Origin of the sequence: Brevibacterium renqingii, assembly GCF_017808105.1 — a bacterium.
Taxonomy (GTDB): domain Bacteria; phylum Actinomycetota; class Actinomycetes; order Actinomycetales; family Brevibacteriaceae; genus Brevibacterium; species Brevibacterium renqingii.
This window is the reverse complement of sequence record NZ_JADBHF010000009.1, coordinates 23,463-47,583: the sequence shown is the minus strand read 5'-3', so window position 1 is coordinate 47,583 and position 24,121 is coordinate 23,463. Positions and strand designations below refer to the sequence as shown.

At 67.6% G+C, this 24,121-nt stretch carries 20 protein-coding genes; 12 read left to right on the top strand and 8 right to left on the bottom strand.

Features of this window, described 5'->3' with window-relative positions:
- The first annotated feature begins 49 nt into the window (after window positions 1-49).
- Window positions 50-2,785, top strand: coding sequence for a pyruvate dehydrogenase (acetyl-transferring), homodimeric type (aceE, locus tag IHE57_RS10620; RefSeq protein ID WP_209325584.1), 2,736 nt, complete (start codon window positions 50-52; stop codon window positions 2,783-2,785).
- 28 nt (window positions 2,786-2,813) lie between these two features.
- On the opposite strand, the gene IHE57_RS10615 is transcribed toward aceE, so the two are convergent.
- Complete coding sequence (locus IHE57_RS10615) at window positions 2,814-3,599, bottom strand: IclR family transcriptional regulator (protein ID WP_209325583.1); 786 nt, start codon at window positions 3,597-3,599, stop codon at window positions 2,814-2,816.
- 164 nt (window positions 3,600-3,763) lie between these two features.
- Between IHE57_RS10615 and IHE57_RS10610 the strand changes: the two genes are divergently transcribed.
- From IHE57_RS10610 to IHE57_RS10600, 3 genes are all read left to right on the top strand, one after another.
- Window positions 3,764-5,143 carry an NAD-dependent malic enzyme gene (locus IHE57_RS10610; protein WP_209325582.1) on the top strand — a complete coding sequence of 460 codons (1,380 nt, stop codon included), beginning with the start codon at window positions 3,764-3,766 and terminating at the stop codon, window positions 5,141-5,143.
- A gap of 100 nt (window positions 5,144-5,243) precedes the next feature.
- Window positions 5,244-6,551 (top strand): DUF6986 family protein, encoded by a 1,308-nt coding sequence (locus IHE57_RS10605; RefSeq protein ID WP_209325581.1) that lies wholly within the window; start codon window positions 5,244-5,246, stop codon window positions 6,549-6,551.
- Window positions 6,552-6,611: 60 nt separating this feature from the next.
- A complete protein-coding gene (locus IHE57_RS10600) occupies window positions 6,612-7,436 on the top strand; it encodes a bifunctional allantoicase/(S)-ureidoglycine aminohydrolase (protein WP_209325580.1) in 825 nt (274 codons plus the stop codon).
- A gap of 112 nt (window positions 7,437-7,548) precedes the next feature.
- Here the strand turns inward: IHE57_RS10600 and mqo are convergent, their stop codons facing one another.
- Complete coding sequence (gene mqo, locus IHE57_RS10595) at window positions 7,549-9,024, bottom strand: malate dehydrogenase (quinone) (protein WP_209325579.1); 1,476 nt, start codon at window positions 9,022-9,024, stop codon at window positions 7,549-7,551.
- A gap of 214 nt (window positions 9,025-9,238) precedes the next feature.
- Between mqo and IHE57_RS10590 the strand changes: the two genes are divergently transcribed.
- Together IHE57_RS10590 and IHE57_RS10585 are read left to right on the top strand one after the other, a co-directional pair.
- Complete coding sequence (locus tag IHE57_RS10590) at window positions 9,239-10,306, top strand: aminotransferase class I/II-fold pyridoxal phosphate-dependent enzyme (RefSeq protein WP_209325578.1); 1,068 nt, start codon at window positions 9,239-9,241, stop codon at window positions 10,304-10,306.
- Window positions 10,303-11,697: an FAD-binding oxidoreductase gene (locus IHE57_RS10585; RefSeq protein ID WP_209325577.1), complete on the top strand. Its 1,395-nt coding sequence runs from the start codon at window positions 10,303-10,305 to the stop codon at window positions 11,695-11,697. The genes IHE57_RS10590 and IHE57_RS10585 overlap by 4 nt, the downstream gene beginning before the upstream one ends.
- Here the strand turns inward: IHE57_RS10585 and mmuM are convergent.
- On the bottom strand, window positions 11,672-12,604 hold the full coding sequence (mmuM, locus tag IHE57_RS10580) for a homocysteine S-methyltransferase (protein WP_209372982.1): 933 nt from the start codon (window positions 12,602-12,604) through the stop codon (window positions 11,672-11,674). The two genes, IHE57_RS10585 and mmuM, sit on opposite strands and share 26 nt — an antisense overlap.
- A gap of 21 nt (window positions 12,605-12,625) precedes the next feature.
- On the opposite strand from mmuM, the gene tgt reads away from it, so the two are divergent.
- Window positions 12,626-13,909: a tRNA guanosine(34) transglycosylase Tgt gene (gene tgt, locus IHE57_RS10575; RefSeq protein WP_209325575.1), complete on the top strand. Its 1,284-nt coding sequence runs from the start codon at window positions 12,626-12,628 to the stop codon at window positions 13,907-13,909.
- Here tgt and IHE57_RS10570 read toward each other — a convergent pair.
- Window positions 13,885-14,625, bottom strand: coding sequence for a queuosine precursor transporter (locus tag IHE57_RS10570; protein ID WP_209325574.1), 741 nt, complete (start codon window positions 14,623-14,625; stop codon window positions 13,885-13,887). The two genes, tgt and IHE57_RS10570, sit on opposite strands and share 25 nt — an antisense overlap.
- On the bottom strand, window positions 14,606-17,212 hold the full coding sequence (locus tag IHE57_RS10565) for a M3 family metallopeptidase (RefSeq protein WP_209372980.1): 2,607 nt from the start codon (window positions 17,210-17,212) through the stop codon (window positions 14,606-14,608). Before IHE57_RS10565 ends, IHE57_RS10570 begins: the two co-directional genes overlap by 20 nt.
- Before the next feature lie 95 nt (window positions 17,213-17,307).
- On the opposite strand from IHE57_RS10565, the gene IHE57_RS10560 reads away from it, so the two are divergent.
- A complete protein-coding gene (locus IHE57_RS10560) occupies window positions 17,308-18,378 on the top strand; it encodes an AI-2E family transporter (protein WP_209325572.1) in 1,071 nt (356 codons plus the stop codon).
- A 2-nt stretch (window positions 18,379-18,380) separates the two neighbouring features.
- Here the strand turns inward: IHE57_RS10560 and IHE57_RS10555 are convergent, their stop codons facing one another.
- Window positions 18,381-18,593, bottom strand: coding sequence for a hypothetical protein (locus tag IHE57_RS10555; RefSeq protein ID WP_209325571.1), 213 nt, complete (start codon window positions 18,591-18,593; stop codon window positions 18,381-18,383).
- A 214-nt stretch (window positions 18,594-18,807) separates the two neighbouring features.
- On the opposite strand from IHE57_RS10555, the gene IHE57_RS16580 reads away from it, so the two are divergent.
- From IHE57_RS16580 to IHE57_RS10540, 4 genes are all read left to right on the top strand, one after another.
- On the top strand, window positions 18,808-18,942 hold the full coding sequence (locus IHE57_RS16580; protein ID WP_281389152.1) for a hypothetical protein: 135 nt from the start codon (window positions 18,808-18,810) through the stop codon (window positions 18,940-18,942).
- A complete protein-coding gene (locus IHE57_RS10550) occupies window positions 18,942-19,568 on the top strand; it encodes a M23 family metallopeptidase (RefSeq protein WP_209372978.1) in 627 nt (208 codons plus the stop codon). The genes IHE57_RS16580 and IHE57_RS10550 overlap by 1 nt, the downstream gene beginning before the upstream one ends.
- A gap of 99 nt (window positions 19,569-19,667) precedes the next feature.
- Window positions 19,668-21,191 carry an acetaldehyde dehydrogenase ExaC gene (exaC, locus tag IHE57_RS10545; RefSeq protein ID WP_209325569.1) on the top strand — a complete coding sequence of 508 codons (1,524 nt, stop codon included), beginning with the start codon at window positions 19,668-19,670 and terminating at the stop codon, window positions 21,189-21,191.
- Window positions 21,191-21,610: a DUF779 domain-containing protein gene (locus tag IHE57_RS10540; RefSeq protein WP_209325568.1), complete on the top strand. Its 420-nt coding sequence runs from the start codon at window positions 21,191-21,193 to the stop codon at window positions 21,608-21,610. Before exaC ends, IHE57_RS10540 begins: the two co-directional genes overlap by 1 nt.
- Before the next feature lie 120 nt (window positions 21,611-21,730).
- Here the strand turns inward: IHE57_RS10540 and IHE57_RS10535 are convergent, their stop codons facing one another.
- Window positions 21,731-23,059: an alkylhydroperoxidase domain protein gene (locus IHE57_RS10535; RefSeq protein WP_209372976.1), complete on the bottom strand. Its 1,329-nt coding sequence runs from the start codon at window positions 23,057-23,059 to the stop codon at window positions 21,731-21,733.
- Window position 23,060: 1 nt separating this feature from the next.
- Entirely contained in the window at window positions 23,061-24,119 is a 1,059-nt protein-coding gene (locus IHE57_RS10530) for a putative FMN-dependent luciferase-like monooxygenase (RefSeq protein WP_209372974.1), read from the bottom strand.
- Window positions 24,120-24,121: the final 2 nt, after the last annotated feature.

Below are 24,121 nucleotides of genomic sequence, written 5' to 3'. Positions count from 1 at the left end.
AGGGCGCCGCTCTGGGAGCCCGGAACCCCGTGAGAAGGAAAACCCCGCAATGACACAGGACACCACCTCGGCGATCCCGAGAATCACCACCGACGAAGAGGTCGATGAATGGCTCGAGTCCTGGGAGGGACTCGTCAGCGAACGCGGCACCCTCCGTGCCAGCGAGATCATGGATGCTCTGCGCCGGCGCGCGGCCACGAACTCCGTGGCCCAGCCCAAGGTCACCACCACCGACTACGTCAACACCATCCCCGCCGATCAGGAACCGACCTACCCCGGCGACGAGCGCATCGAACGCAGATACCGCAGATGGCTGCGCTGGAACGCGGCCATGCTCGTCCACCGCGCACAGCGGCCGGAGATCTCCGTCGGCGGCCACATCTCGACCTACGCCGGAGCGGCGACGCTCTACGAGATCGGGTTCAACAACTTCTTCCGCGGCCAGGACCACCCGGGCGGCGGCGACCAGGTCTTCTTCCAGGGCCACGCCTCCCCGGGCATGTACGCTCGCGCCTTCCTCGAGGGACGGCTGAGCGAGGCCGACCTCGACGGGTTCCGGCAGGAGGCCTCGAAGGCCCCGCACGGGCTGAGCTCGTACCCGCATCCGCGGCTCATGCCCGAATTCTGGCAGTTCCCGACCGTGTCGATGGGCCTGGGGCCGATCAACGCGATCTACCAGGCGCAGATGAATCGCTACCTGCACAACCGGGGCATCAAAGACACGTCCGATCAGCGGGTGTGGGCCTTCCTCGGCGACGGGGAGATGGACGAACCCGAATCGCGCGGGGCCCTGCAGCTGGCGGCGAACGAAGGACTGGACAACCTCACCTTCGTCATCAACTGCAACCTCCAGCGCCTCGACGGGCCGGTCCGCGGCAACGGCAAGATCGTCCAGGAGCTCGAAGCGACCTTCACCGGTGCCGGATGGAACGTCATCAAGGTGCTGTGGGGACGCGAATGGGACTCTCTGCTCGACGCCGACCGCACCGGCGAGCTCGTGCGCATCATGAACGAGACCCTCGACGGCGACTACCAGACCTTCAAGGCCGAGTCCGGCGGGTTCATCCGCGACAACTTCTTCGGACGTTCGCCGGTGACCAAGGGCCTCGTCGAGCACCTGAGCGATGACGACATCTGGAACCTCAAGCGCGGCGGGCACGACTACCACAAGGTCTTCGCCGCCTACCAGCGCGCCGTCGAGACGGACGGCAGGCCCACTGTCGTCCTCGTCCAGACGGTCAAGGGCTATGGTCTGGGCACGACGTTCGAGTCGCGCAACGCCACCCACCAGATGAAGAAGTTCACCGCCGCGGACATCAAGGCCTTCCGCGACCGGATGGACATCCCGATCAGCGACAAGGTCATCGACGACGATCCCTACGCGGTGCCCTACTACCACCCGGGCAACGACTCCGAGGAGATCCGGTACATGCTCGAGCGCCGCCGGGACCTCGGCGGCTTCCTGCCCGCACGCAGACCTGAGAACTCCTCGGTGACCCTGCCAGCGGCCTCCGACAAGGCCTTCGCGCAGACGAAGAAGGGTTCGGGGCAGCAGAAGGCGGCGACGACCATGGCCTTCGTCCGCCTGCTCAAGGACCTCATGCGTGAGAAGGGCCTGGGCGAGCGGATCGTGCCGATCATCCCCGATGAGGCGCGGACCTTCGGCATCGACGCGTTCTTCCCGACCGCGAAGATCTACAATCCGAACGGACAGAACTACCTCGCCGTCGACCGCGAGCTCTTCCTCTCCTACAAGGAGGCGACCTCCGGTCAGCTGCTCCATGTCGGCATCAACGAGGCCGGAGCGGCCGCGGGCTTCACCGCCGCCGGGACTGCGTACTCCACGCACGGCGAACCGATGATCCCGATCTACGTGTTCTACTCGATGTTCGGCTTCCAGCGCACCGGCGACGCCTTCTGGGCCGCCGGCGACCAGATGACGCGCGGATTCATCATCGGCGCCACCGCCGGGCGGACCACTCTGACCGGCGAGGGGCTGCAGCACGCCGACGGACACTCGCCGGTGCTGGCAGCGACGAACCCGGCCGTGCGCGTCTTTGACCCGGCCTACGGATACGAGATCGGCCACATCGTCCGCGACGGGCTGCACCGGATGTACGGCGAGCACGACCTCGGCGAGGACGCCCGCAACGTCATGTACTACCTCACGGTGTACAACGAGCCGATGCTCCAGCCGGCCGAACCCGAGGACGTCGACGTCGAGGGCATCCTCAAGGGCATCCACCGGGTCGCCGAGGCGGCCGAGGGCACCGGTCCGAAGGCGCAGCTGCTCGCCTCCGGGGTCGCCGTGCCCTGGGCGCTCGAGGCTCGGGGGATCCTCGCCCAGGAGTGGGGCGTCGACGCCGCCGTGTGGTCGGTGACCTCATGGGCCGAACTGCGCCGGGACGCCCTGGAGTGCGAAGCCGCGAGGCTGACCGACGTCGAAGCCGCGCCGCGCACGCCCTATGTCAGGCAGCGACTCGGCGGCGAAGCCGGGCCGATCGTGGCCACGAGCGACTTCGACTCGACCCAGCCCGACCTCATCCGTCCCTTCCTGTCCCAGGAATTCGCCACCCTCGGCGCGGACGGATTCGGGTTCTCGGACACGCGAGCCGCCGCGCGCCGGCACTTCAAGACCGACGCGCATTCCATGGTCGTGCGCACGCTGCAGCTGCTCGCCGACCGCGGCGAGGTGGATGCGAGTGCGCCGGTCGAGGCCGCGAAGAGGTACCGCCTCGGCGAGGTCACCGCAGGCACTTCGGGCACCGCCGGAGGCGATTCCTGAATCAGTCCCGCGGAAGGGGCGGGGCGGTCTAGGCGCCGCCGCGCATGTCCTCGGAGATCTGAGTGGCCGCCGAACGCAGCAGGGGCACGGCCCGGTCGGCGAAGTCCTGGTCGACGCGGCTGATCGGACCGGACACGGAGATCGCCAGGGGAGCGGGGGCATCGGGGATCGACATCGCGAAGCAGCGGACCCCGAGCTCCTGCTCCTGCTCGTCGATGGCGTAGCCGCGCTGCCGGATGCGCTCGAGTTCGGCCTCGAGGTCCGCGATGCTGCCGATGCTGTACTCGGTCGGCGTCGGCATCCCCGCGGTGGTGACGATGTGGCGGACCTGCTCGGCGTCGAGCTCGGCGAGGATGGCCTTGCCGACCCCCGTGTCGTGCATATGGGTGCGGCGCCCGACCTCGGTGAACATCCGCATCTGTCTCTCGGAGGAGACCTGGTCGACGTAGACGATCATGTCTCCGTCGAGGGTCGCGACGTTCGCGGACTCGCCCAGCTCCTCCACGAGGGTGCGCAGATAGGGCCGTGCGATCGCGCCCAGCTGGGCCCCGGCGAGGTTGCCCAGACGGACGAGTCCCGGGCCGAGGGCGTAGCCGCGGTTGGGAAGCTGGCGCACCACACCGAGGTTGACCAGAGTATTCAGCAGGCGGTGGATCGTCGGCAGGGGCAGGTTGACATCGGCGGCGATATGGCTGAGCGTCGCCGATCCGGAGGAGTTCGCGATGCACTCGAGCAGTCCGAAGGCGCGCTCGACGGACTGGACTCCGCCCTTCGATTGGCGGATCGCGGGAGTCTTCGTGTCCTTGCTGCTCATCGATGTTCCTTCTTCAGTAAGTGAGTTTCGGCGGTGAAACTTCCGTTCAGTCTAGTCTGGAAATGGAAGAAAGTTTCCAGATTGCGATGCCTCGGCTAGAATTTCCGCTAGGTAGAAGTTACTATCCATAATACGGAAAACCAATATCAGGGAGGATATTGCTCATGGCTGCCACCAGTCCCGGATACTCCATCACCCTTCGCGTCAGCACCGCGGTCGGACAGTCCGCGACCTCGGACCTCGTCGCCGCTGCCGCAGCGACCGGAGCCGGCGTGACCGGCCTCGACGTCGTGGAATCGACACCGCACACCGTCATCATCGACGTCAGCGCCGACACCCGCGACGTCGCCCACGCCGAGGAGGTCTCCGAAGCGCTCGAGGCGCTGCCCGGCGTCGAGGTCCGCAAGGTCTCCGACCGGACCTTCCTGCTCCACCTCGGCGGCAAACTCGAATCCGCCCCCAAGGTGCCCCTGCGCAACCGCGATGACCTCTCCCGCGCCTACACCCCGGGCGTGGCCCGCGTCTGCAAGGCGATCGCGGAGAACAAGGAGGACGCCCGCCGTCTGACGATCAAACGCAACACCGTCGCCGTGGTCACCGACGGAACCGCGGTGCTCGGCCTCGGCGACATCGGGCCCGAGGCAGCCATGCCGGTGATGGAGGGCAAGGCCGTGCTGTTCAAGCAGTTCGCCGACGTCGACGCCTGGCCGGTGGCCCTGGACACGAAGGACACCGAGGAGATCATCTCCATCTGCAAGGCCATCGCACCGGCCTACGGCGGCATCAACCTCGAGGACATCGCCGCTCCGCGCTGCTTCGAGATCGAGGCTCGGCTGCGCGAAGAACTCGACATCCCCGTCTTCCACGACGACCAGCACGGCACCGGCGTCGTCACCCTCGCCGCGCTGAAGAATGCGCTCAAGGTCGTGGGCAAGCAGATCGAGGACCTGCGCATCGTCGTCTCCGGAGTCGGAGCGGCCGGCAACGCCATCATCCGCCTGCTCCAGGTCGCCGGGGCGAAGAACATCATCGCCTGCGGCCGTGACGGGGCCATCGGACCGAACTCGAAGGTCGACACCGACCACAAGGTGTGGCTGCAGGCCAACACGAACCCCGAGGGCTTCGAAGGCACCCTCAATGAGGCCGTCGTCGGCGCCGACGCGTTCATCGGCGTCTCCGCCCCCAACGTCCTCGACGGCAGCGACATCCAGGCGATGAACTCCGATGCCCTTGTCTTCGCCATGGCCAACCCGGACCCCGAGGTGGACCCGGCCGAGGCCCTGAAGCACGCGGCCGTCGTCGCCACCGGACGCAGCGACTACCCGAACCAGATCAACAACGTGCTCGCCTTCCCGGGCATCTTCCGCGGTCTGCTCGACGCCGAGGCCCGCGATATCGACGAGAACATCATGGTCGCGGCCGCCGATGCGATCGCCGACTGCATCCCGGCCGACGAACTGCATCCCGGCTACGTCATCCCCTCGGTCTTCGATCCCGAGGTGGCGAAGAAGGTCGCCGAGGCTGTGGCCGCGGTGTCCTCCTGAGCGTCGCCGTGCCCGGGCGGGGAGAATGAGAGACAATGAGCACAGGCTCGGCGCCGCCGCCTAGCCGATGTCACCTGTGCAGAGAAAGAGAATGTGAAAAGTGGAACAAACAACCCTGGCCGACATCGATTCGCTGCTCAAGGACACGGATGAGCTTCTGGCCACCCGCTATCCGGGGGAGCGTGATGTGCGCCAGCCGGTGCACACCGTCTACGTTCCCGGGCATCTCTCGACTCCGGACCTGCCCCGCAGCTGGGGCGAGCAGGCATTGGACTTCGTCGATGCGCACGGCGGCATGCTGCAGCTGGCCGAACGGGTCATCACCGCCGCCCGGAAGGAAGCGGGTCCGCAGGCCGGAGGGCAGATGCCGAGTCTGCACCAGGTCGCGCGAGAAGCCGATCTGCTCGCCGAGGCGGTGACCTCGAAGCTGCGGCGCGAACCGATCGAGGACCTCCGCATCGACTTCGAGGACGGCTTCGGCGACCAGGGTGACGAGGCAGAGGACGAGTGGGTCGCCCGCGCCGCCCGCGACGCGGTGGCCGGGCAGTCCGAGACCGCAGCGCCGGCTTTCTACGGCATCCGCTTCAAATGCATGGAGGAGCCGACCCGGGCCCGGGGGCTGCGCACTCTCGACCGCTTCCTCGCCGAGGTGCTCGCCGCCAACGGCTCCCTGCCGGCCAACCTCGTGCTCACCCTGCCCAAGGTCAGCACCGTCGACCAGGTCAGGGCCATGGTGCTCGCCTGCCGCGACATCGAGGCCCGGCACGGTCTGGCCGAGGGGTCCGTCACCTTCGAGATCCAGGTCGAGACCCCGCAGCTCGTCCTCGGCGCCGACGGCACCGTGCCCCTGGCCCCGGCCCTGCACGCGGGGGCCGGCCGGGTCACCTCCCTGCACTACGGCACCTACGACTACTCGGCCTCCATCGGAGTGGCCGCGGCCTACCAGGCGATGGACCACCCCGTGGCCGACTTCGCGAAGAACCAGATGATGCTCGCCGTCGCAGGCACCGGTGTCCACCTCTCCGACGGCTCGACGAACATCCTGCCCCTGGGTGAGCCCGAGGACGTCCACCGGGCGTGGAGCCTGCACGCGAGTCTCGTCCGCCGTCACCTCAAACGCGGCATCTACCAGGGCTGGGACCTCCACCCGCACCAGCTGCCGACCCGCTTCCTCGCGACCTTCGCGTTCTACCGCGAGGGCGGCCCCAAAGCCGCGCAGCGCCTGCGCAACTACGTGTTCAAGGAGGACTCGACGGTGCTCGACGAGCCCGCCACCGCGAAGGCACTTGCCCGCTATCTCAGCCGTGGCCTCGCCTGCGGGGCCCATACCGAGGAATTCGTCACCACGCGGACGAACCTCAGCCTCGGCGAGCTCGAGAACCTCGCCCGCACCGGCTCCCCGAACTGAGGCCTCCGGACCCGCCACGAACCGTTCGAGCGACACCACGAAACGAAGGAGAACCCACCGATGACGACGACCGACCCCTACACCTACTGGGCGCCGACAGGCGGCCACCCGCCGCAGTCGGATCTGCTCACCGACCGGGCGCTGGTGACCGAGGCCTATACGGTCATCCCACGCGGGGTGCTGCGCGACATCGTCACCTCGAACCTGCCCGAATGGACCGGGACGAGGTCATGGGTGCTCAGCAAGCCGGTGGCCGGCGGAGCGGTGACGTTCTCCCAGACCATCCTCGAAGTGGCACCCGGCGGAGGCTCCGACGCCCCCGAACCGCAGCCCGAGGTCGAGGGGTTCCTCTTCGTCATGGCCGGCCAGCTCGACATCACGCACGAGGGACAGACCCACACGCTGACCCCCGGCGGTTTCGCCTTCCTGCCCGCCGGTTCGACCTGGAGTGCGAAGTCGACCGGCACCGAGGCGGCCCGCTTCCACTGGGTGCGCAAGCGCTATCAGCCGGTGGCCGGGCTGACGCCGGAGGCGAAGTTCGGCAACGAGGTCGACGTCGAACCCTCCCCGATGCCGGGCACCGACGGGCGCTGGCGGACCACTCGTCCGCTCGACCCCGACGACCTGGCCTATGACATGCACGTCAACATCGTCACCTTCGAAGCCGGGGCGGTCATTCCGTTCGCGGAGACGCACGAGATGGAGCACGGTCTCTACGTGCTCGAGGGCAAGGCCGTCTACCGGCTCAACGGCGACTGGGTCGAGGTCCAGGAAGGCGATTTCATCTCGATGCGCGCCTTCTGTCCGCAGGCCTGCTACGCCGGGGGACCGGGACGATTCCGTTACCTGCTCTACAAAGACGTCAACCGCCAGGTCGAGCTCTGAGCCGCTGACGGATCCGAGAACGCGACAGCCGCCCGGCAGAAGTGTGGGAACACTTCCGCCGAGCGGCTGTTCGTCTCCCGGCAGATCCCGGGACGGCCCGGGCGAGCTGCGGTCAGACGAGCTGCAGGGTCCGGGCGGTGTACTCGGAGAGCTCGGACAGCAGGGTCTCGTCCTCGGCGAGGCTGCGACCCAGCGAGGGGATCATGTCCTTGAGCGAGGACTCCCAGCTGGCGTACTGACGCGGGAAGCAGGTCTTGAGCAGGTTGGTCATGATCGACACGGCAGTCGACGCACCGGGGGAGGCCCCGAGCAGAGTGGCGAACGAGCCATCGGCCGAGGACACGAGCTCCGTGCCGAAGGCCAGCACTCCGCCGCTCTTGGAATCCTTCTTCATCACCTGGACGCGCTGCCCGGCCTGGATGAAGTCCCAGTCGGAGGGGTCGACCTGCGGGATGAACTCGTAGAGCGAGTTGTACCGGGACTTCTTCGACGAGGCGAGCTCGGTGAGCAGGTAGGTGACGAGGTCGGTGTTGTCCTTGGCGACATTGAGCATCGTCGCCAGGTTGTTCCCGCGCACGGAGAACGGCAGATCGGTGAAGCGGCCGCCCTTGAGGAACTTCGGCGAGAAGCCGGCATAGGGGCCGAACAGCAGATAGTCGTCGCCGTTGACCACGCGCGTGTCGAGGTGGGGCACGGACATCGCCGGAGCACCGAAGGACGCCTGACCGTAGACCTTCGCCTGGTGGCGGGAGACGAGATCCTGGTTCGAGGTCCGCAGGAAGATGCCGGAGACGGGGAAGCCGCCGTAGCCGCGTCCCTCGGGGATGCCGGACTTCTGCAGCAGAGGCAGCGCTCCGCCGCCGGCGCCGACGAAGACGAACTTCGCGCCGACCTTGTGCGTCTCGCGTGCCAGCAGGTCACGCACGGTCACGGTCCAGCCGTCGGCGGAGCGATCGAGGTCGGTGACCTGATGGCTCGTGCGGATGGTGGCACCCTTGTCGGCGACATAGCTGAGCAGCTGACGGCTGAGCGAGCCGAAGTCGACGTCGGTGCCGATCTTCGTCCGCGAGATGCCGTTGACCTGGCCGGGACCGCGGCCTTCGAACATCAGCGGCAGCCATTCGGCCTGAGTCGCAGGATCGTCGGTGTACTCCATCTCGGCGAACAGCGGGTTGCGCACCATCTGCTCGTACCGGTTCTTGATGTAGTCCCGGCCCTTCTCGCCACGACCGTAGCTGATGTGGGGGACCTGATTGATGAAGGTCTTCGGATCCGGCAGGACGCCGTTGTCGACGAGGTGCGACCAGTACTGACGGGACTGATGGAACTGCTCGTTGATCTGCGAGGCCTTCTTCAGATCGATGTGGCCGTTCGAGTCCTCAGGCGTGTAGTTGAGCTCGCACAGCGCCGCGTGACCGGTGCCGGCGTTGTTCCACGGGTCCGAGCTCTCCGTGGCGACATAGTCGAGCTTCTCGTAGACACGGATGTCCCAATCGGGCTGGAGCTCGGTCAGCATGGCGCCGAGCGTGGCGCTCATGATGCCGCCGCCGATCAGGACGACGTCAACCTTTTCCTGCGTGGAGGTCATTTGGACTCTCATTCCTCGTCGCTGACTGCATGTATTCGTCTCTCAGACTACTCTCCGGCGCTGTCGCACCTGTAACCCGGGCCGGAGCATCATGCGCACCTGCGAGCATTATCACAGCGGATGTGCGTCCGGGGCCAGACCCCGATTCCGACCGTTCGGACACTTCGTCCGGACAGCCTGTGTCCGCGGCCACAAGGTGTGCAACTATGGGCACATGTCGAAACGCTTTCTGCTTCGTGACGCCCTAGCGCAGTTCCCGCCCTATGTTCCGGGCAAACCTCCTGTCAGCGCGCCGGGGCTGACCCCGTACAAACTGTCATCGAACGAGCACCATCTGCCGCCGCTGCCGAGCGTCGTCGAAGCCCTCACGGCCGCCTCGGCGGTGCCGGGCAACTACCCGGATCCGTCCGCGGGCCGGCTCGTAGCCGACATCGCCGCCCACCTCGATGTCGACGCCGCCGAGGTGGTCCCCGGCGCCGGTGCCTCCGAGGTGCTGTCGGCGCTGACGAACATCACCCTCGAGGCCGGCACCTCCGTGGTCTACCCGTGGCCGTCGTTCGAGATGTATCCGATCCTCGCCTCCGCCCGCGGCGCCGAGAAGCGCCCGGTCGCGCTGTTGGACAACGGCCGCCACGACTTCCAGGGACTGTCGGCGGCCATCGACGACACGACTCGACTCGTGCTGCTGTGCTCACCGAACAACCCGACGGGGCCGACGATCACCGCTGCAGAGCTCGACGGCTTCATGGCCGAGGTCCCGCCCGAGGTCATCGTCGTCCTCGACGAAGCGTATATGGAGTTCGCCACCGATGCCGAGGCCGCGGACGGGGTGGCCGCCTTCCGCCGGCACCCGAACCTCGTCCTCGCCCGCACGTTCTCGAAGGCGCACGGGCTCGCCGGGCTGCGCGTGGGCTTCGGGATCGCCGATGCGGAGATCGCCGGCGCCCTACGTCAGGTCATCGCCCCCTTCAGCGTCACCGCCGCCGCCCAGGCCGCAGCCGTCGAGTCCCTGGCCAAGGTCGACGAGGTGGCCGTGCGAGCCAAGGAGATCGCCGCCGTGCGCGACCGCTTCGCCCAGGACCTTCGGGACCTCGGATTCACCGTCCCCGATGCGCAGGGCAACTACGTGTGGGTCGCCCTCGATGCAGAGGCGGCAGTGGCCTTCGAAGGTGCGTGCGCGGAGGTCGCCGTGGCCGTCCGCCGGCTCCAGGGCGGAGTGCGGGTGAGCATCGGCCCCGACGAGGCGCTCGACCGCGTGCTCAAGGTCGCAGCCGAGCTGTGAGTGCGGACCTCAGACTCGAGGAGCTGGCCGCCCGCCTGAGCCCGGGGGCCCTGGTCACCGATGCCGACGTCGTCGGAGCCCATTCCTCCGACAAGGCGCTGTTCTGCCCCACCGGGACGGCTCTGGGGCTGGTCCGGGCCGCCGCTGTCGACGATGTGGTGGCGGTGATGCGGTTCGCCACCGAGCACCGGATCCCCGTGGTCACCCAGGGTGCCCGCACCGGTCTGTCCGGAGCCGCGAACGCCGTCGACGGAGCGCTGCTGATCAACGTGGCGAAGATGGACTCCGTCCTCGACATCGACGAGGTCGAGCAGACTTGCCGGGTCCAACCCGGTGTCATCAACCAGGACCTGAAGAACGTCCTGGCCGAACGCGGACTGTCCTATCCGCCGGATCCCGGCTCGGTGGCGATCTCGACGATCGGCGGCAATGTCGCCACGAACGCCGGCGGCATGTGCTGCGTGAAGTACGGGGTGACGAAGGACTATGTGCGGGCCCTGACCGTGGTGCTCGCCGACGGGACCGTGACGAAGCTCGGCCGGCAGACGGCCAAGGGCGTAGCGGGCCTGGACCTGGCCGCCCTGTTCGTCGGCTCCGAGGGCACGCTGGGCGTCATCGTCGAGATCACCCTGGCTCTCAGACCCCTTCTGACACCGCCCCTGACCGGCGTCGCCGTATTCCCCGATATGGAATCGGCCGGGCACACGGTCTCGGCATTCATGGCCTCCGGCGCCGCACCGTCGATGCTCGAGCTCATGGACGGGGCGACGGTGGCGATGATCAACGACTACGGCGACTTCGGCCTTCCCGACGGGGCCGGGGCGCTGCTGCTCGTGCAGTCCGATGCCGCCGGCCCCACGGCCGTGGCCGAGCTCGAGGCGTTCCAGACGATCGCCGAGGCGCAGGGAGCCGCCGAGGTCTTCTTCTCCGACGACCCGGCCGACTCCGAGATGTTCGTCGCCGCCCGGCGGGCGGTGTCCCCGGCGATGGAGCGGTATGTGGGCGCCCACGGCGGGGGAGAGCTCATCGACGATGTGTGCATTCCCCGGTCCCGCCTCGGCGAGTTCTTCGCCCGGCTGTCCGAGATCGACGCGAGATACGACGTCGAGGTGGCCACGGCAGGCCACGCCGGGGACGGCAACATGCACCCCAGCGTGCTCTTCGACGCCTCCGACGAGGAGAGCATCGCCGCGGCCAAGGCGGCGTTCGCCGAGATCATGGCCCTGGGACTCGAACTCGGCGGCACGATCACCGGCGAGCACGGCGTGGGTTATCTCAAGCGTGACTGGCTGGTCCGCGAGCTCGACGAGGGCGCTCGACTGCTCCAGACCCGGATCAAGGAGTCCGTGGATCCCCTCGGACTGCTCAACCCGGGGAAGATGCTCGGCTGAGCACCGAGATGTCGGCCGGAGTCGTCCGGCAGCATCCCCCGATCAGCCGGGCGCCGAGGCGGGTCCACTCGTCGACCGGCCAGGAGTCGGAACCGGACTCCGCGGTCTTAGGCAGCCACTGCATCGACTCCGCCGCATAGCGCTCGCCCGAATTCGGGTAGGCGATGAGCGGCAGGTCGGTGTGGGCCGACAGGGCCCGCAGGGCCGGGGCCACGGCCGAGGGAGGCACGCAGTTGACCCCGACCGCGGCCACCGCCGCCGAGGCCGACGCTTCCTCGGCGAGGTCCGCGAGGCCGGAGCCGTCGGGCAGGCCGCCGGCATCTCCGAGGGTCACGCTCAGCCAGGCGGGCAGACCGACCTCCTCCGCCAGCTGCACGAGGATGCGGATCTCGTCGAGCCGCGGCTGGGTCTCGATCGCGAGCAGATCGACTCCCGCAGCAGCCAAGGCTGCGATGCGTCCGTGGTGGAAGTCAGCATATTCGGCGGCGGTGAGCCGGTAGTCGCCGGTGTACTCCTCGCCGCCTCCCAGCGCCGCCCCGAAGGGGCCGACGGAGCCGGCGACGAGCGCGCGGGCCGCACCCGTGGAGCCGGCCACCGCCTCGGCGGCGGTCCGTGCGACCTCCACGCCGGCGGCGATGAGGTCCCGTCCCTCCGCGACCGGGACAGCGGCGCGGGCGAAGCCGACCGGGGTGGCCTGGTAGCTGGCGGTCGTGAGGATCCGGGCACCCGCGGCGGCGAAGGCGGCATGCACCTCGGCGATGGCCTCGGGGCGGCGGCGCAGCAGATCGGCCGACCACAGGGCGTGGTCGAGGTCGACGCCGCGCTCCTCGAGCGCGGTGCCCAGGCCGCCGTCGATGACGATCGGGGCGTCGGCCTCGGCGGCGGTGAGCATCTGGGTGAAATCCATGCTCTTAGTTAAGCTTGTCCGGTGAGCTCAAACGAATCCCCGGCAGCATCCGAGACCGTGCCCGTCAACGACCGATCGCAGTTCGGCTTCGAGGTGGGTGCTCGTCTGGACAGCGGCGGTCGCACCGGCGTCATCCGCACCCCGCACGGCCGGATCGAGACCCCGGCGTTCATTCCCGTGGGCACCAAGGCCACGGTCAAGGCGGTGCGCCCCGACGAGGTCGCCGAACTCGGCGGTCAGGCGGTGCTCGCCAACGCCTACCACCTCTATCTGCAGCCCGGCTCGGACCTCATCGACGAGGCCGGCGGGCTGGGGAGGTTCATGAACTGGCCCGGTCCGACATTCACCGATTCCGGTGGCTTCCAGGTCATGAGCCTGGGCTCGGGGTTCAAGAAGGTCATCTCGATGGAGGCGACGGGCCAGCGCAGCGACGAGCTGGTGGCCGTGGGCAAGGAGCGGCTGTCGAACGTCGACGACGACGGGGTGACCTTCAAATCCCATCTCGACGGAGCGATGCACCGCTTCACGCCGGAGATCTCGATGCGCGTCCAGCACGAGATCGGTGCGGACATCATGTTCGCTTTCGACGAGCTGACGACCCTGATCAACACCCGCGGCTACCAGGAGGAATCGCTCGAGCGCACCCGGCTGTGGGCGATCCGCTGCATCGAGGAGCACTTCCGCCTCACCGAGGCCCGCTCCCACCGGCCCTATCAGGCGCTGTTCGGAGTGCTCCAGGGCGCGCAGTACGAGGACCTGCGGCGCAAGGCCGCCCGAGACCTGGGAAGCATGGACTTCGACGGCTTCGGCATCGGCGGGGCTCTGGAGAAGGAGAACCTCGGCACCATCATCCGCTGGGTGTGCGAGGAGCTGCCGGAGGACAAGCCGCGGCACCTGCTGGGCATCTCCGAACCCGATGACCTGTTCGAGGCGATCCGGACCGGCGCTGACACCTTCGACTGCGTCTCACCCTCTCGCGTGGCCCGCAACGCCGCGATCTACACCCGCGACGGCCGCTACAACCTCACGGGAGCGAAGTACCGCCGTGACTTCGGCCCGCTCGATCCCGACTGCAGCTGCTACACCTGCCGGAACTATTCGCGCGCCTACCTGCGGCATCTCTACAAGGCCAAGGAGATGCTCTTCTCCACCCTGTGCACGATCCACAATGAGCACTTCGTCGTCAGCCTCGTCGCAGAGATCCGCCAGGCGATGATCGACGGCCGATTCAGCGAACTCGAAGCCGAGGTGCTCGGCCGCTACTACGCGAAGCGGCGCGGTCAGGAGCCCTCGACGAGCTCGTAACTGGGTTCGTGGCGCTTGACGAGCGTGATGACCCGGTAGGTCACCGGCATGAGGACGATCTCGACGGCGACCTTGTAGACGAAGCCGACGATGATGTAGTTGAGGAAGTCGAGACCGGGGATGACCCCGGCGAAGGCGATGACGCAGAACAGCAGGGTGTCGACGAATTCGCCGACGCCGGTCGAGGTGAGCAGCCGCACCCACAGCTTCGATTCGCCCATCCGCCGCTTCACGGCCACGAGCACCCACGAGTTGAGCAGCTGCCCGACGAAGTAGCCGACCAGCGAGGCCGCGACGATGCGCGGATAGAAGCCGAGGACGGCGGCGAAGGCGTCCTGATTCTCATACCCCGGCCCGGGCGGGGAGATGAGGACGAGCCAGAACACGAAGGTGGCCAGAATCTGCAGGCCGAAACCGGTGATCACGGCCTTGCGGGCGGCTCTGAAGCCGTAGACCTCGCTGATGACGTCGCCGAGGATGTAGGCGATGGGGAAGAGGAAGGCTCCGCCGTCGGTGACGATGGGGCCGAAGCCGATGACCTTCGTGGCCGAGATGTTCGAGATGATGAGCACCGCGCAGAACACGGCGAGGAAGACGGCGTAGTAGCGGCCTCGCGAAGATGCGAAGGCGGCGAGTCTCGTCGCGGTCGGGGAGGTCGCCGAGTCGCTGCTGCGACCCGGCTGTCCAGACTCGCTCTCAGGCGTGGGCGTCGGCAACGGTGATCTCCCTCCCGTGCGTGATCGTCAGCAGCTGCTCGTAGGTCAGCGGCATCATCGAGTTCGGGGTGCCGGCCGCCGCCCAGAGCACCGGGTGCTCGCGCAGCGCGACATCGACGTAGGTGGGTATCGGCTCGGGATGGCCGCAGGGGGCGACGCCGCCGATGACCTGGCCGGTGGCCTCGCGGACGAGGTCCTTGTCGGCGCGGTCGAGGGAGGCGATGCCGAGCTGAGCGGCGACATGGTCGGTGTCCACACGGTGGGCTCCCGAGGTCATGATGAGCACGGCGGCGCCGTCGGAGGAGAAGATCAGGCTGTTGGCGATGGCGCCGACCTCGATTCCGAGCTTCTCCGCCGCGGAGGCCGCCGTCGGCGTCGCATCACCGAAGAGCCGGATCTGCGGTTCGATCCCGTGCTCCCGCAGCTCGGCCTCGACCTTCGCATGGTTGCGGTGCTGCTTGGGGACGTCTGCGGCCGGTGCGTCGGACTCGTCGTCGAGCGGATCATCGATCTCGGGATCGTCGGGGGAGGGGTCCGGGACGGGCTCCTTGACGGGCTCGGCCAGTCCGCGTCGGCGCAGCAGTGGAGCGACGTCGGGACGGGTGCCGAAGAAGCGCTCGATCGCCGACATCGGATCGATCGAGTGTCCCGGGGCGAGGATGGCCTCGCGGAAGGCGGTGCCGGCCTCGCGGTTGAGTCCGCCCTGGGCTTCGAACCATTCGCTCACCCATGCGGCGATGACCTCGGAGTAGAGGTAGGAGTAGTATCCGGCTGCATACCCGGAGGCGAAGATGTGCCCGAAGTAGGTGGTGCGGTACCGCGGCGGGACGAGCGGAGAGAACCCGGCGGCGGCGAGCACCTCGGACTCGAAGGACAGCACATCGGTGATGTGCTCTCCGGCTTCGAGCGAATGCCACGACAGATCGAGCATGGCCGCGGCGAGGTATTCGATCGTGTCGAAGCCCTGCCCGAACCTCTCGCTGGCGATGAGTGCGTCGACGAGCTCCGCCGGCATCGGCTCACCCGTGTCGACGTGTTTGGCGAAATGGGGGAGGACCTGCGGGTGGAACCGCCACATCTCATTGAGCTGGGACGGGAACTCCACATAGTCGCGCGGCACGGCGGTGCCGGCCGTCGACGGATACGTCGAGTTCGCGAACAGACCGTGCAGGACGTGGCCGAATTCGTGGAAGACCGTGGTCAGCTCGGTCGGATTGAGCAGGGTGGGCCTCCCCGGCCCCGGCTTGGAGAGGTTGAGCGAGAGCGTCACGACCGGCAGCAGCCCGGTCAGGCGCGAGGCGGGCACGAGCTGGTCCATCCACGCTCCGCCGCGCTTCGTGTCCCGTGCGTACGGGTCGATGAGGACGAGGCCGAGGGCGCGCTCGTTGACGTCGGTGACCTCATAGGCGCGGACGTCCTCGTGCCAGCCGGTCACTCCCTCCCGCGGGGCGAAGGTGATGCCGTAGAGGCCGGTGGCCGCGCGGAAGACGCCCTCGGTGAGGACGGTGTCGAACTCGAAGTACTTGGCGACCTCATCGGGGTCGATGCCGAATTCGTCGGCCCGGTACTTCGCGAGAAAGTGCTTGACGTCCTCGGCCGCGACCTCCTCGAGGCCGTAACGTTCCTTGACCCTGGCCAGTTCCGCATCGAGCTGAGCATTCGCGGGGTTGATGAGGGAGGAGACGATATCGGCCGCGGCATCGGGATTGCCGGCGGTCTGATTGTCGATGGCATAGGAGGAGTACGAGGGGTAGCCGAGCAGGCTCGCCTGCAGCGCCCGCAGGGCCGTCGTGTCGGCGACCTGGGTGCGGGTGTCTCCGTCTCCGCCGCGAGAACCGCGGGCCATCGAGTTGTTCAGCACGTGCCGGCGGGTCTGTGCGGTGTCGAGGGACTCGAGCACGAGCTGCTGGGTGAAGTTATTCAAGGTCAGCAGATAGCCGTCGACACCGCGCTCCGCCGCCCGATTCGCCGCCGCAGCGATCTGGTCCTCGTTCATCCCGGCCAGCGACTCGGCCTCGCCGAGGTGGACGGCCAGTTCCCGGGTGTCCTGCTGCAGGGCGCGGGAGAACGAGGTCGACAGACTCGTCAGTTCCGCCGCGATCGTGGCCATCTGGTCCCGCTCCTCCGCGCCGAGGCGGGCTCCCGACCGGACGAAGAGCTCCACCGTGAGCTCCTGCTGCCGCTTGTCCTCCGGATTGAGGTCGGCTGCGGGGACCTGCTCGATGCGGTGGAAGAGATCGACGTCGAGGAGGATCTCGGTGCGGGTCGCCGACAGGGTCTCCCACACCTCGGCGACGGCGTCGGTGAGCTCGGGACGAAGATGGTTCGACTCGACGGCGCTGACCACGGAGGCGATGCGGGTCATCGGCACGGACGCGGTCTCGAACCGAACCGTGGTGTTGAAGAACGTCGGGTCGGTCTCGTCGGCGACGATCCCGGCCACCTCGGTGCGGGCGAAATCGGCGGCCGCGTGCACCGCGGTCAGCAGCGTCTCCGGGGTGACGGCGGCGAAGTCGGGCAGTGAGAAATCGTTCTGCGGGTCGAGGAAGGCCTCCCAGACATTGATGCTGTTCGGATCGGGGCTCATGCTCGACGTACCACTTTCTTCACGGTTGGGATCTCACCGACGATCCTAACGTGAGAGTGCCGACCGGTGCATGATCGCTGGTTACACTTGAGCCCATGGGCACCGGTCAGGGCAGATCCCTCACACTCAACAGCGCATTCAGAGTCGGATTCACCGGCACTCTGGGTGTGGGACTGGCGATCGCTGTGATGATGGCTCTGCAGTCGCTGGCCACCGTGCTCATCTACATCGGATTGGCCCTGTTCCTGTCGCTCGGTCTCGAACCGATCGTGCAGTGGTTCGTCGAGCGCAAGGTGCCGCGGTCGGTGTCGGTCATCCTCGTCATCCTCGCCTTCGTCCTCATCGTCGTCGGTGCCGGGCTGCTGATCGCCCCGATCGTGATCAGCCAGATCCAGACCTTCGTCGGCGATCTGCCTGACATCGTGGCGAATCTCGCGGCGACCGGCTGGGTGTTGGAGCTCGAACAGCAGTTCACCGGCGCGATCGACGTCGACGCGATCTTCGCGAACCTCGGAGACTGGGTCTCGGATCCGAAGAATGTGCTGTCGGTGGGCGGAGGCGTCGTGACGATCGGGGCCGGCATCCTCAGCTTCATCACCGGCGCCATCATCGTCGTCATCCTCACCATCTACTTCGCCGTGACCATGCCGACGATCAAATCCGCCATGTTCTCACTGGTCGCGGCCTCCTCCCGGCCGACGGTCGAATCCGTCACCGAGGAGGTCACCCGCTCCATCGGGCGCTACGTCCTCGGGCAGCTGTCCCTGGGCATCGTCAACGGGGTGTGCTCGGCGATCTTCCTCACCATCATCGGCGCCCCGCTGCCGGCGCTGTTGGCGTTCGTCGCGTTCCTCGGCTCGCTCATCCCGCTCGTCGGCCCGATCACCGGCGCGATCATCATCACCGCCTCGTGCCTCATGGTCTCCCCGGGCCTGGGCATCGCCGCCGGAATCTACTATCTCGTGTACATGCAGGTCGAGGCGTATCTGCTCAGCCCCCGCATCATGAAGGCCGCAGTCGATGTGCCCGGTGCGCTCGTCATCATCGCCGCCATCGCCGGCGGAACCCTGGGCGGTGTGCTCGGCGCCGTGGTCGCGGTGCCGGTGGCCGCCTCGGCGCTCATCGTCATCCGCAAGGTCGTCGTGCCCGCGCAGGCGAAGAGGTAGGGTCAGGAAGGATCGTCGTCGTCGATGCGCGTGATGATGACGTGGATGATGAGCTTGGACAGATAGTAGACGCCGAAATAGGCGGCGGCCGCGAAGAGGAGGCCGGCGAGCAGGTCCCCGTCTCCGCTGAGTCGGGGCAGGGCGATGAAGATGGCCGCGGTGATCGCCGCAAGGTACGGGATCAGACGCAACACTGGACTGTCGGGCTCGCTCATGGTGGTCATTTTAAATGGGGTGAAGGCGGATATGAAGCCTAGGATGGGGTCCATGTCGCAGACGGATCGGGTGACGCAGCGCGAAGAGGCGGTTCCGGGGGAGGCGCGGGGTCAAGTCGCTGATATGACGAGCCCCGCACTTCCGCCATGGCCCGCGACTGCTCCTGCTCGTGGTCGTGTTCGCCTGCGAGCGGTGGAAGCGCGAGATGGTGCGATGGCGCGTGAACTCTCGACCGATCCGTATGTGCCTCTGACAGGATCGCTGCCGAGCCGCGCGACTCAGATGATCGACGGGGAGCGCCGCGATATGGCTCTCTACGCCGCCATTCGGCAGACCGGAGACAGATGATGACGGATCCGTTGCAGGCAGCTGCGCTCAACCTGGAGTACCCCTTCATCGGGCGGTGGATGGTGCAGAACAGTCCCGCCGATCGTGTTCCGAGCCATGGAACCCCACGGTTCGCATCTTCGTTCGCCATCGACTTCGTGCCGGTCGACGAATCGCTGAGGTCGGCGCGATTCGGCGTCGTATCGCTGCTGCGCCCGGAGCCTCCGGAGAAGTTCGCCGGCTTCGGCCGTCCCGTGACCGCCCCTGTCGACGGCACCGTTGCTGCCGTCCACGATTCCGCACCCGATCACCCTGCCTATCGGGGTCTGCCCTCACTCGGCTATGCGCTGACTCAGCGCAGTCGGATCGAGGCGGGCTGGCGGGAGCTCGCCGGCAACGACATCATGATCGACACCGGATCGGCCGTCGTCGCACTCTGCCACCTGCAGCGCGGGAGCACGCGGGTGCAGGTCGGACACCGGGTCCGGGCCGGCGACCTCGTCGGACGCTGCGGCAATTCCGGCAACAGCATCGAACCCCACCTGCACCTGCAGGCGTTCGACAGTCTCGACGTCGAACACGCGACGGCAGTGCGCATTCGGTTCGCAGGAGGGGTTCCCCGCAACGGCGCACTCGTCCACGTGTGAGTCCGTCCGCCTATTGTTCGGCCGCCTCGGCGGGCCTATGGTGGGAAGACACGGACACGTCCGCTCCGCGGGGCGGATGGACTCACACGAAGGAGTGTCATGGCAGTCTACTCAGCACCCGGTACCGACGGTTCGCTCGTCACCTTCAAATCACGCTACGAGAACTACATCGGCGGCGAGTGGGTGCCGCCGAAGAACGGTGACTACTTCGAGAACGTCACTCCCGTCACCGGACAGGTCTTCACCGAGGTCCCCAGCTCCACCGGTGACGATATCGAGACCGCCCTCGACGCCGCATGGGCGGCGGCACCGGCCTGGGGCAAGACCTCGACGACGGAGCGGGCGAACATCCTGCTGAAGATCGCCGACCGGATCGAGGCGAACCTCGAGATGCTCGCTGTGGCCGAGACCTGGGACAACGGCAAGGGAATCCGTGAACCGCTGGCCGCGGACCTCCCGCTGGCCGTCGACCACTTCCGCTACTTCGCCTCGGCGATCAGAGCGCAGGAAGGCGGCATCTCGCAGATCAACGACGACACGGTGGCCTACCATTTCCACGAGCCGCTCGGCGTCGTCGGACAGATCATCCCCTGGAACTTCCCGCTGCTCATGGCCACGTGGAAGCTCGCTCCGGCGCTCGCCGCCGGCAACTGCGTCGTGCTCAAACCGGCCGAGCAGACCCCGGCGTCGATCCTCGTGCTCGCCGAACTCATCGGCGACCTGCTTCCGCCCGGCGTCCTCAACATCGTCAACGGCTTCGGCGCCGAGGCCGGCAAGCCCCTGGCTTCGAACAAGCGCATCCGCAAGGTCGCTTTCACCGGAGAGACGACGACAGGGCGTCTGATCATGCAGTACGCCTCGCAGAACATCATCCCGGTGACCCTCGAGCTCGGCGGCAAATCGCCGAACATCTTCTTCGACGATGTCATGGCCGACGACGACAGCTACCGCGACAAGGCCCTCGAGGGCTTCGCGATGTTCGCGCTCAACCAGGGCGAGGTCTGCACCTGCCCTTCTCGCGCACTCGTTCAGGAATCGATCTTCGACGACTTCGTCGCTGCCGGCATCGAACGTGTCCGATCGGTCAGACAGGGCAATCCGCTCGACACCGACACTCAGGTCGGCGCGCAGGCCTCGAACGACCAGTACGAGAAGATCATGTCCTACCTGCAGATCGGCAAGGACGAGGGCGCCGAGGTGCTCATCGGCGGTGACAGAGCCGAGCTCGACGGCGACCTCGCCGGCGGCTTCTACATCCAGCCGACGGTCTTCAAGGGCACGAACTCGATGCGTCTCTTCCAAGAGGAGATCTTCGGCCCAGTCGTCGCTCTGACCTCGTTCTCCGACTACGACGATGCGATCTCCATCGCCAACGACACCCTCTACGGCCTCGGCGCCGGGGTCTGGGCCCGCAACGGCAACACTGCCTACCGGGCGGGACGTGACATCCAGGCCGGTCGCGTCTGGGTGAACAACTTCCACTCCTACCCCGCACACGCGGCCTTCGGCGGGTACAAGTCCTCGGGCATCGGACGCGAGAACCACAAGATGATGCTCGACCACTACCAGCAGACGAAGAACCTGCTGGTCAGCTACTCCGAGAACGCGCAGGGATTCTTCTGATGAGCGATACGACCGAAACCGCCGCCCTCGAATCGACTCCCCGGATCGAGGGCGAAGAGAGGTCACGGGTGGCGATGACCCAAGCGGCCCTCGACCTGCTGATCACGCTTGTCGACAAGCACGGTCAGCTGATGTTCCATCAGTCCGGCGGGTGCTGCGACGGGTCGTCTCCGATGTGCTTCCCCGAAGGCGACTTCCTCACCTCGGAGGCGGATGTGCTGCTCGGCCACTTCGAGCTGCCCATCGACGACGCCGAGAAGGCCGGACTGGACTTCTGGATGTCGGTCGAGCAGTTCGAGTACTGGAAGCACACGCATCTGACCATCGACGTGGTACCCGGACGGGGGAGCGGCTTCAGCGTCGAAGCCCCGACGGGCAACCGCTTCATCATCCGCTCGGCGCTGATGGACGTCGCCTGAGCGGCGTCTCCTGCGGGCGGATCCGCTGTGAAATCTCACGGGATTTCACAGTGGATCCGCCCGCAGAACGCACGTGCACGCAACTGGCGCCGAGGCGCTCGATCCGTTTCTCGGTGGAGCTCAGTTCAGCGCCTCAGGTTCGCCGAGGGAGAGCATGAGGCGGTTGGCCCAGTTGAAGAACGCCGCGCTGCCGAGCACGTCGACGATGTCGCCGTCGCCCAGTCCCGCCTCCCGCAGCGCCGACAGGTGCGAGGATCCGAAAGCCGGCGGAGTCACGGTGAGAGCGACCGAGGCGTCGACGACGGCGTCCCAGACCGAATCGCCGAGGCGAGTCCCGATGCCCTCGTCGAGCAGCCGTTGCACGAGATCCCGGCGTCCGGACTCCTCGGTGGCACGTTCGGAATGGACGGACGCGCAGAACAGGCACCCGTTGAGCCTCGAGGCCGCCGTGGCGGCGAGTTCCCGCTCGGCCCGGCCGAGGCCGTCGGTGGTGTTGAAGAAGATGTCGAGATCGGTCAGCGTCCTGGCTCTGAGTGCGTCCGGGTCCCGGGCGAGCAGCCGGAAGTAGGGATTCTTCGCTCGGCCGGCCTCGATGAGAGCCTCGCGCTGAGTCCCGGTCAGCTCCGCCTCGGCGACCGGGGCGATCCAGGGCACCCAGCCGAGACCGGACTGCTGGAACTGCTCGGGACGGGCGAGATCCGGGTAGGTGCTCACCCGGTGTCCGAACTCGGCCAGCGCCCGCTCGGCCCGAGCCGAGGCGGTGCCTCCGGGTTCGGAGGTCGGCTCCGCGGTGGTGGCCGCCAGCGGCTCGGGCACCGCGGGGTCCGACGGGGCTGTCGCAGCGAGGGCGGCCAGGCCCGTGCTCATGCGGATCTGGAAGTTGAGGAAGGACACGAGCTGGGCCAGTGTGACGATTCCGTCCTCGTCCCAACCGGCCGCGAGCAGCAGCGCCAGATGCTCGGGTCCGCAATCGCGCGGGTGGAGCACGAGCAGATGGGCGAATTCGAGCCCGGCGACGAGCTTCTCACCCAGCGTCTCCGCTGATGCCCCAGTCGCGGTGAACCACGGTCCGGGCAGGTTCTCCTCCGCCAGCGACTCGGATTCGAAGATCCCGTAGGGACCCTGCACTCCCACGCCGAAGCCGGTGTCCGAGTCAGCTGACGCGATGGATTCGTCGAGGAGTTCGGCGACCACCCACGACGCGGATTCGTCCTCGTCGCGGAGCAGGTCGCGGTAGAACTCCTCGGCGGCGGGGGTGCCGAGGAGGCCGGCGGTGAATGCGGCGACCGCGTAGCGTTCGCGGTAGGTCACCCCGGCCGGATCGGAGGGTTCGAGGAGCGCCTCGAAGCTGAGCTGGGCGTTCTCCTTGGCCTGGGGCCGGTGGTCGCGGAGGACGTCGAGAGAGTCGTTCGCCGCGATGCCGGCGAGGACGTTGACGATATCGGTCATCTCAGCGCACACGCTCCTCGGCGACGTCCAGACCCAGGGCCGGAGCCACCTCGGTGGCCAGCAGTTCGATCGAGCGCAGGGCGGCCTCGTTCGTCGCCGGCACCGAATGCACTTGGAAGCTGACATCGGTGACGCGATCGAGCACGCGGTCGGCGCTCATGCGTTCGATCACCTGTTCGGACGTGCCGAGGTAGGTGTCGGTGGCGACGAGCAGCTCATCAAAGCTCAAGGAGGAGGTGTCGTAGCCGACGAGGCGATCGGCCTCGGTCCGCAGCGCGGGTTCGGTGATCTCCCGCAGCCGCGGCAGATCGGCGGCATCGGCGACCACAGCTGTACGCGAGGCGAGGATGCGCGGCGCGGCGCCGTCCGGCAGCTGGGAGAGATAGGTGTCGATGACCGGCAGCTGCACCTCGTCGAGGGCCGCCTCCGGTCTGCCCTGCGGGCGCGGTTGGGTGCGCGAGAGCATCAGCCCGTCCCCGGCGGCCCCGGCGGCCCCGGCACCGCCTGAGGAGAAGGTCGCCTGCCACAGGCGCTGCCCGAGACCGGGACGGCCCGCATCCGCGGCGTCGGGTTCGGGATAGAGCAGATGCTCGGTGGGCAGCGAATCCCCTGAGAACAGGGTGCGCAGGGTCGCGAGGTTGTCGGCGAAGACCTCACGGCGCTCATCGAAGCTCGTGCCGAAGGCGGGGAAGGACTTCGGGTTCCCGCCCGAGCCCAGCCCGATCTCGAGGCGGCCCTCGGCCAGGACATCGAGCACGGCGACGTCCTCGGCCACGCGCACGGCGTTCTCCATCGGCAGTGTGATGATGGCCGTGCCCAGTGTGATCCGCCGGGTGCGGGCGGCGGCGTGGGAGAGGAAGACGAGCGGGGAGGGCAGTCCGCCCTCCGCGGCGGAGAAATGGTGCTGGGCGACCCATGCGGAGTGCATGCCGAAACGCTCGGCCGCTTCGATCTGTTCGAGGGCGAAACGGTAGCGCTGCCCGGCCGGGGCGTCCTCGAGCAGTCGGGTGAAGAACCCGAGCCGCGGTCCGCTGGTCTGCTCGGTGGTGGTTTCAGTCATGG

Excerpts from the sequence above, each read along its gene's own strand:
- IHE57_RS10535 (WP_209372976.1), bottom strand. The coding sequence starts at position 23,059 with ATGACCGATATCGTCAACGTCCTCGCCGGCATCGCGGCGAACGACTCT.
- IHE57_RS10555 (WP_209325571.1), bottom strand. The coding sequence starts at position 18,593 with ATGAGCGAGCCCGACAGTCCAGTGTTGCGTCTGATCCCGTACCTTGCG.
- IHE57_RS16580 (WP_281389152.1), top strand. The coding sequence starts at position 18,808 with ATGGCGCGTGAACTCTCGACCGATCCGTATGTGCCTCTGACAGGATCG.
- IHE57_RS10610 (WP_209325582.1), top strand. The coding sequence starts at position 3,764 with ATGGCTGCCACCAGTCCCGGATACTCCATCACCCTTCGCGTCAGCACC.
- aceE (WP_209325584.1), top strand. The coding sequence starts at position 50 with ATGACACAGGACACCACCTCGGCGATCCCGAGAATCACCACCGACGAA.
- mqo (WP_209325579.1), bottom strand. The coding sequence starts at position 9,024 with ATGACCTCCACGCAGGAAAAGGTTGACGTCGTCCTGATCGGCGGCGGC.
- IHE57_RS10615 (WP_209325583.1), bottom strand. The coding sequence starts at position 3,599 with ATGAGCAGCAAGGACACGAAGACTCCCGCGATCCGCCAATCGAAGGGC.
- exaC (WP_209325569.1), top strand. The coding sequence starts at position 19,668 with ATGGCAGTCTACTCAGCACCCGGTACCGACGGTTCGCTCGTCACCTTC.
- mmuM (WP_209372982.1), bottom strand. The coding sequence starts at position 12,604 with ATGGATTTCACCCAGATGCTCACCGCCGCCGAGGCCGACGCCCCGATC.
- IHE57_RS10530 (WP_209372974.1), bottom strand. The coding sequence starts at position 24,119 with ATGACTGAAACCACCACCGAGCAGACCAGCGGACCGCGGCTCGGGTTC.
- IHE57_RS10540 (WP_209325568.1), top strand. The coding sequence starts at position 21,191 with ATGAGCGATACGACCGAAACCGCCGCCCTCGAATCGACTCCCCGGATC.
- IHE57_RS10560 (WP_209325572.1), top strand. The coding sequence starts at position 17,308 with ATGGGCACCGGTCAGGGCAGATCCCTCACACTCAACAGCGCATTCAGA.
- IHE57_RS10590 (WP_209325578.1), top strand. The coding sequence starts at position 9,239 with ATGTCGAAACGCTTTCTGCTTCGTGACGCCCTAGCGCAGTTCCCGCCC.
- IHE57_RS10600 (WP_209325580.1), top strand. The coding sequence starts at position 6,612 with ATGACGACGACCGACCCCTACACCTACTGGGCGCCGACAGGCGGCCAC.
- IHE57_RS10550 (WP_209372978.1), top strand. The coding sequence starts at position 18,942 with ATGACGGATCCGTTGCAGGCAGCTGCGCTCAACCTGGAGTACCCCTTC.
- IHE57_RS10565 (WP_209372980.1), bottom strand. The coding sequence starts at position 17,212 with ATGAGCCCCGATCCGAACAGCATCAATGTCTGGGAGGCCTTCCTCGAC.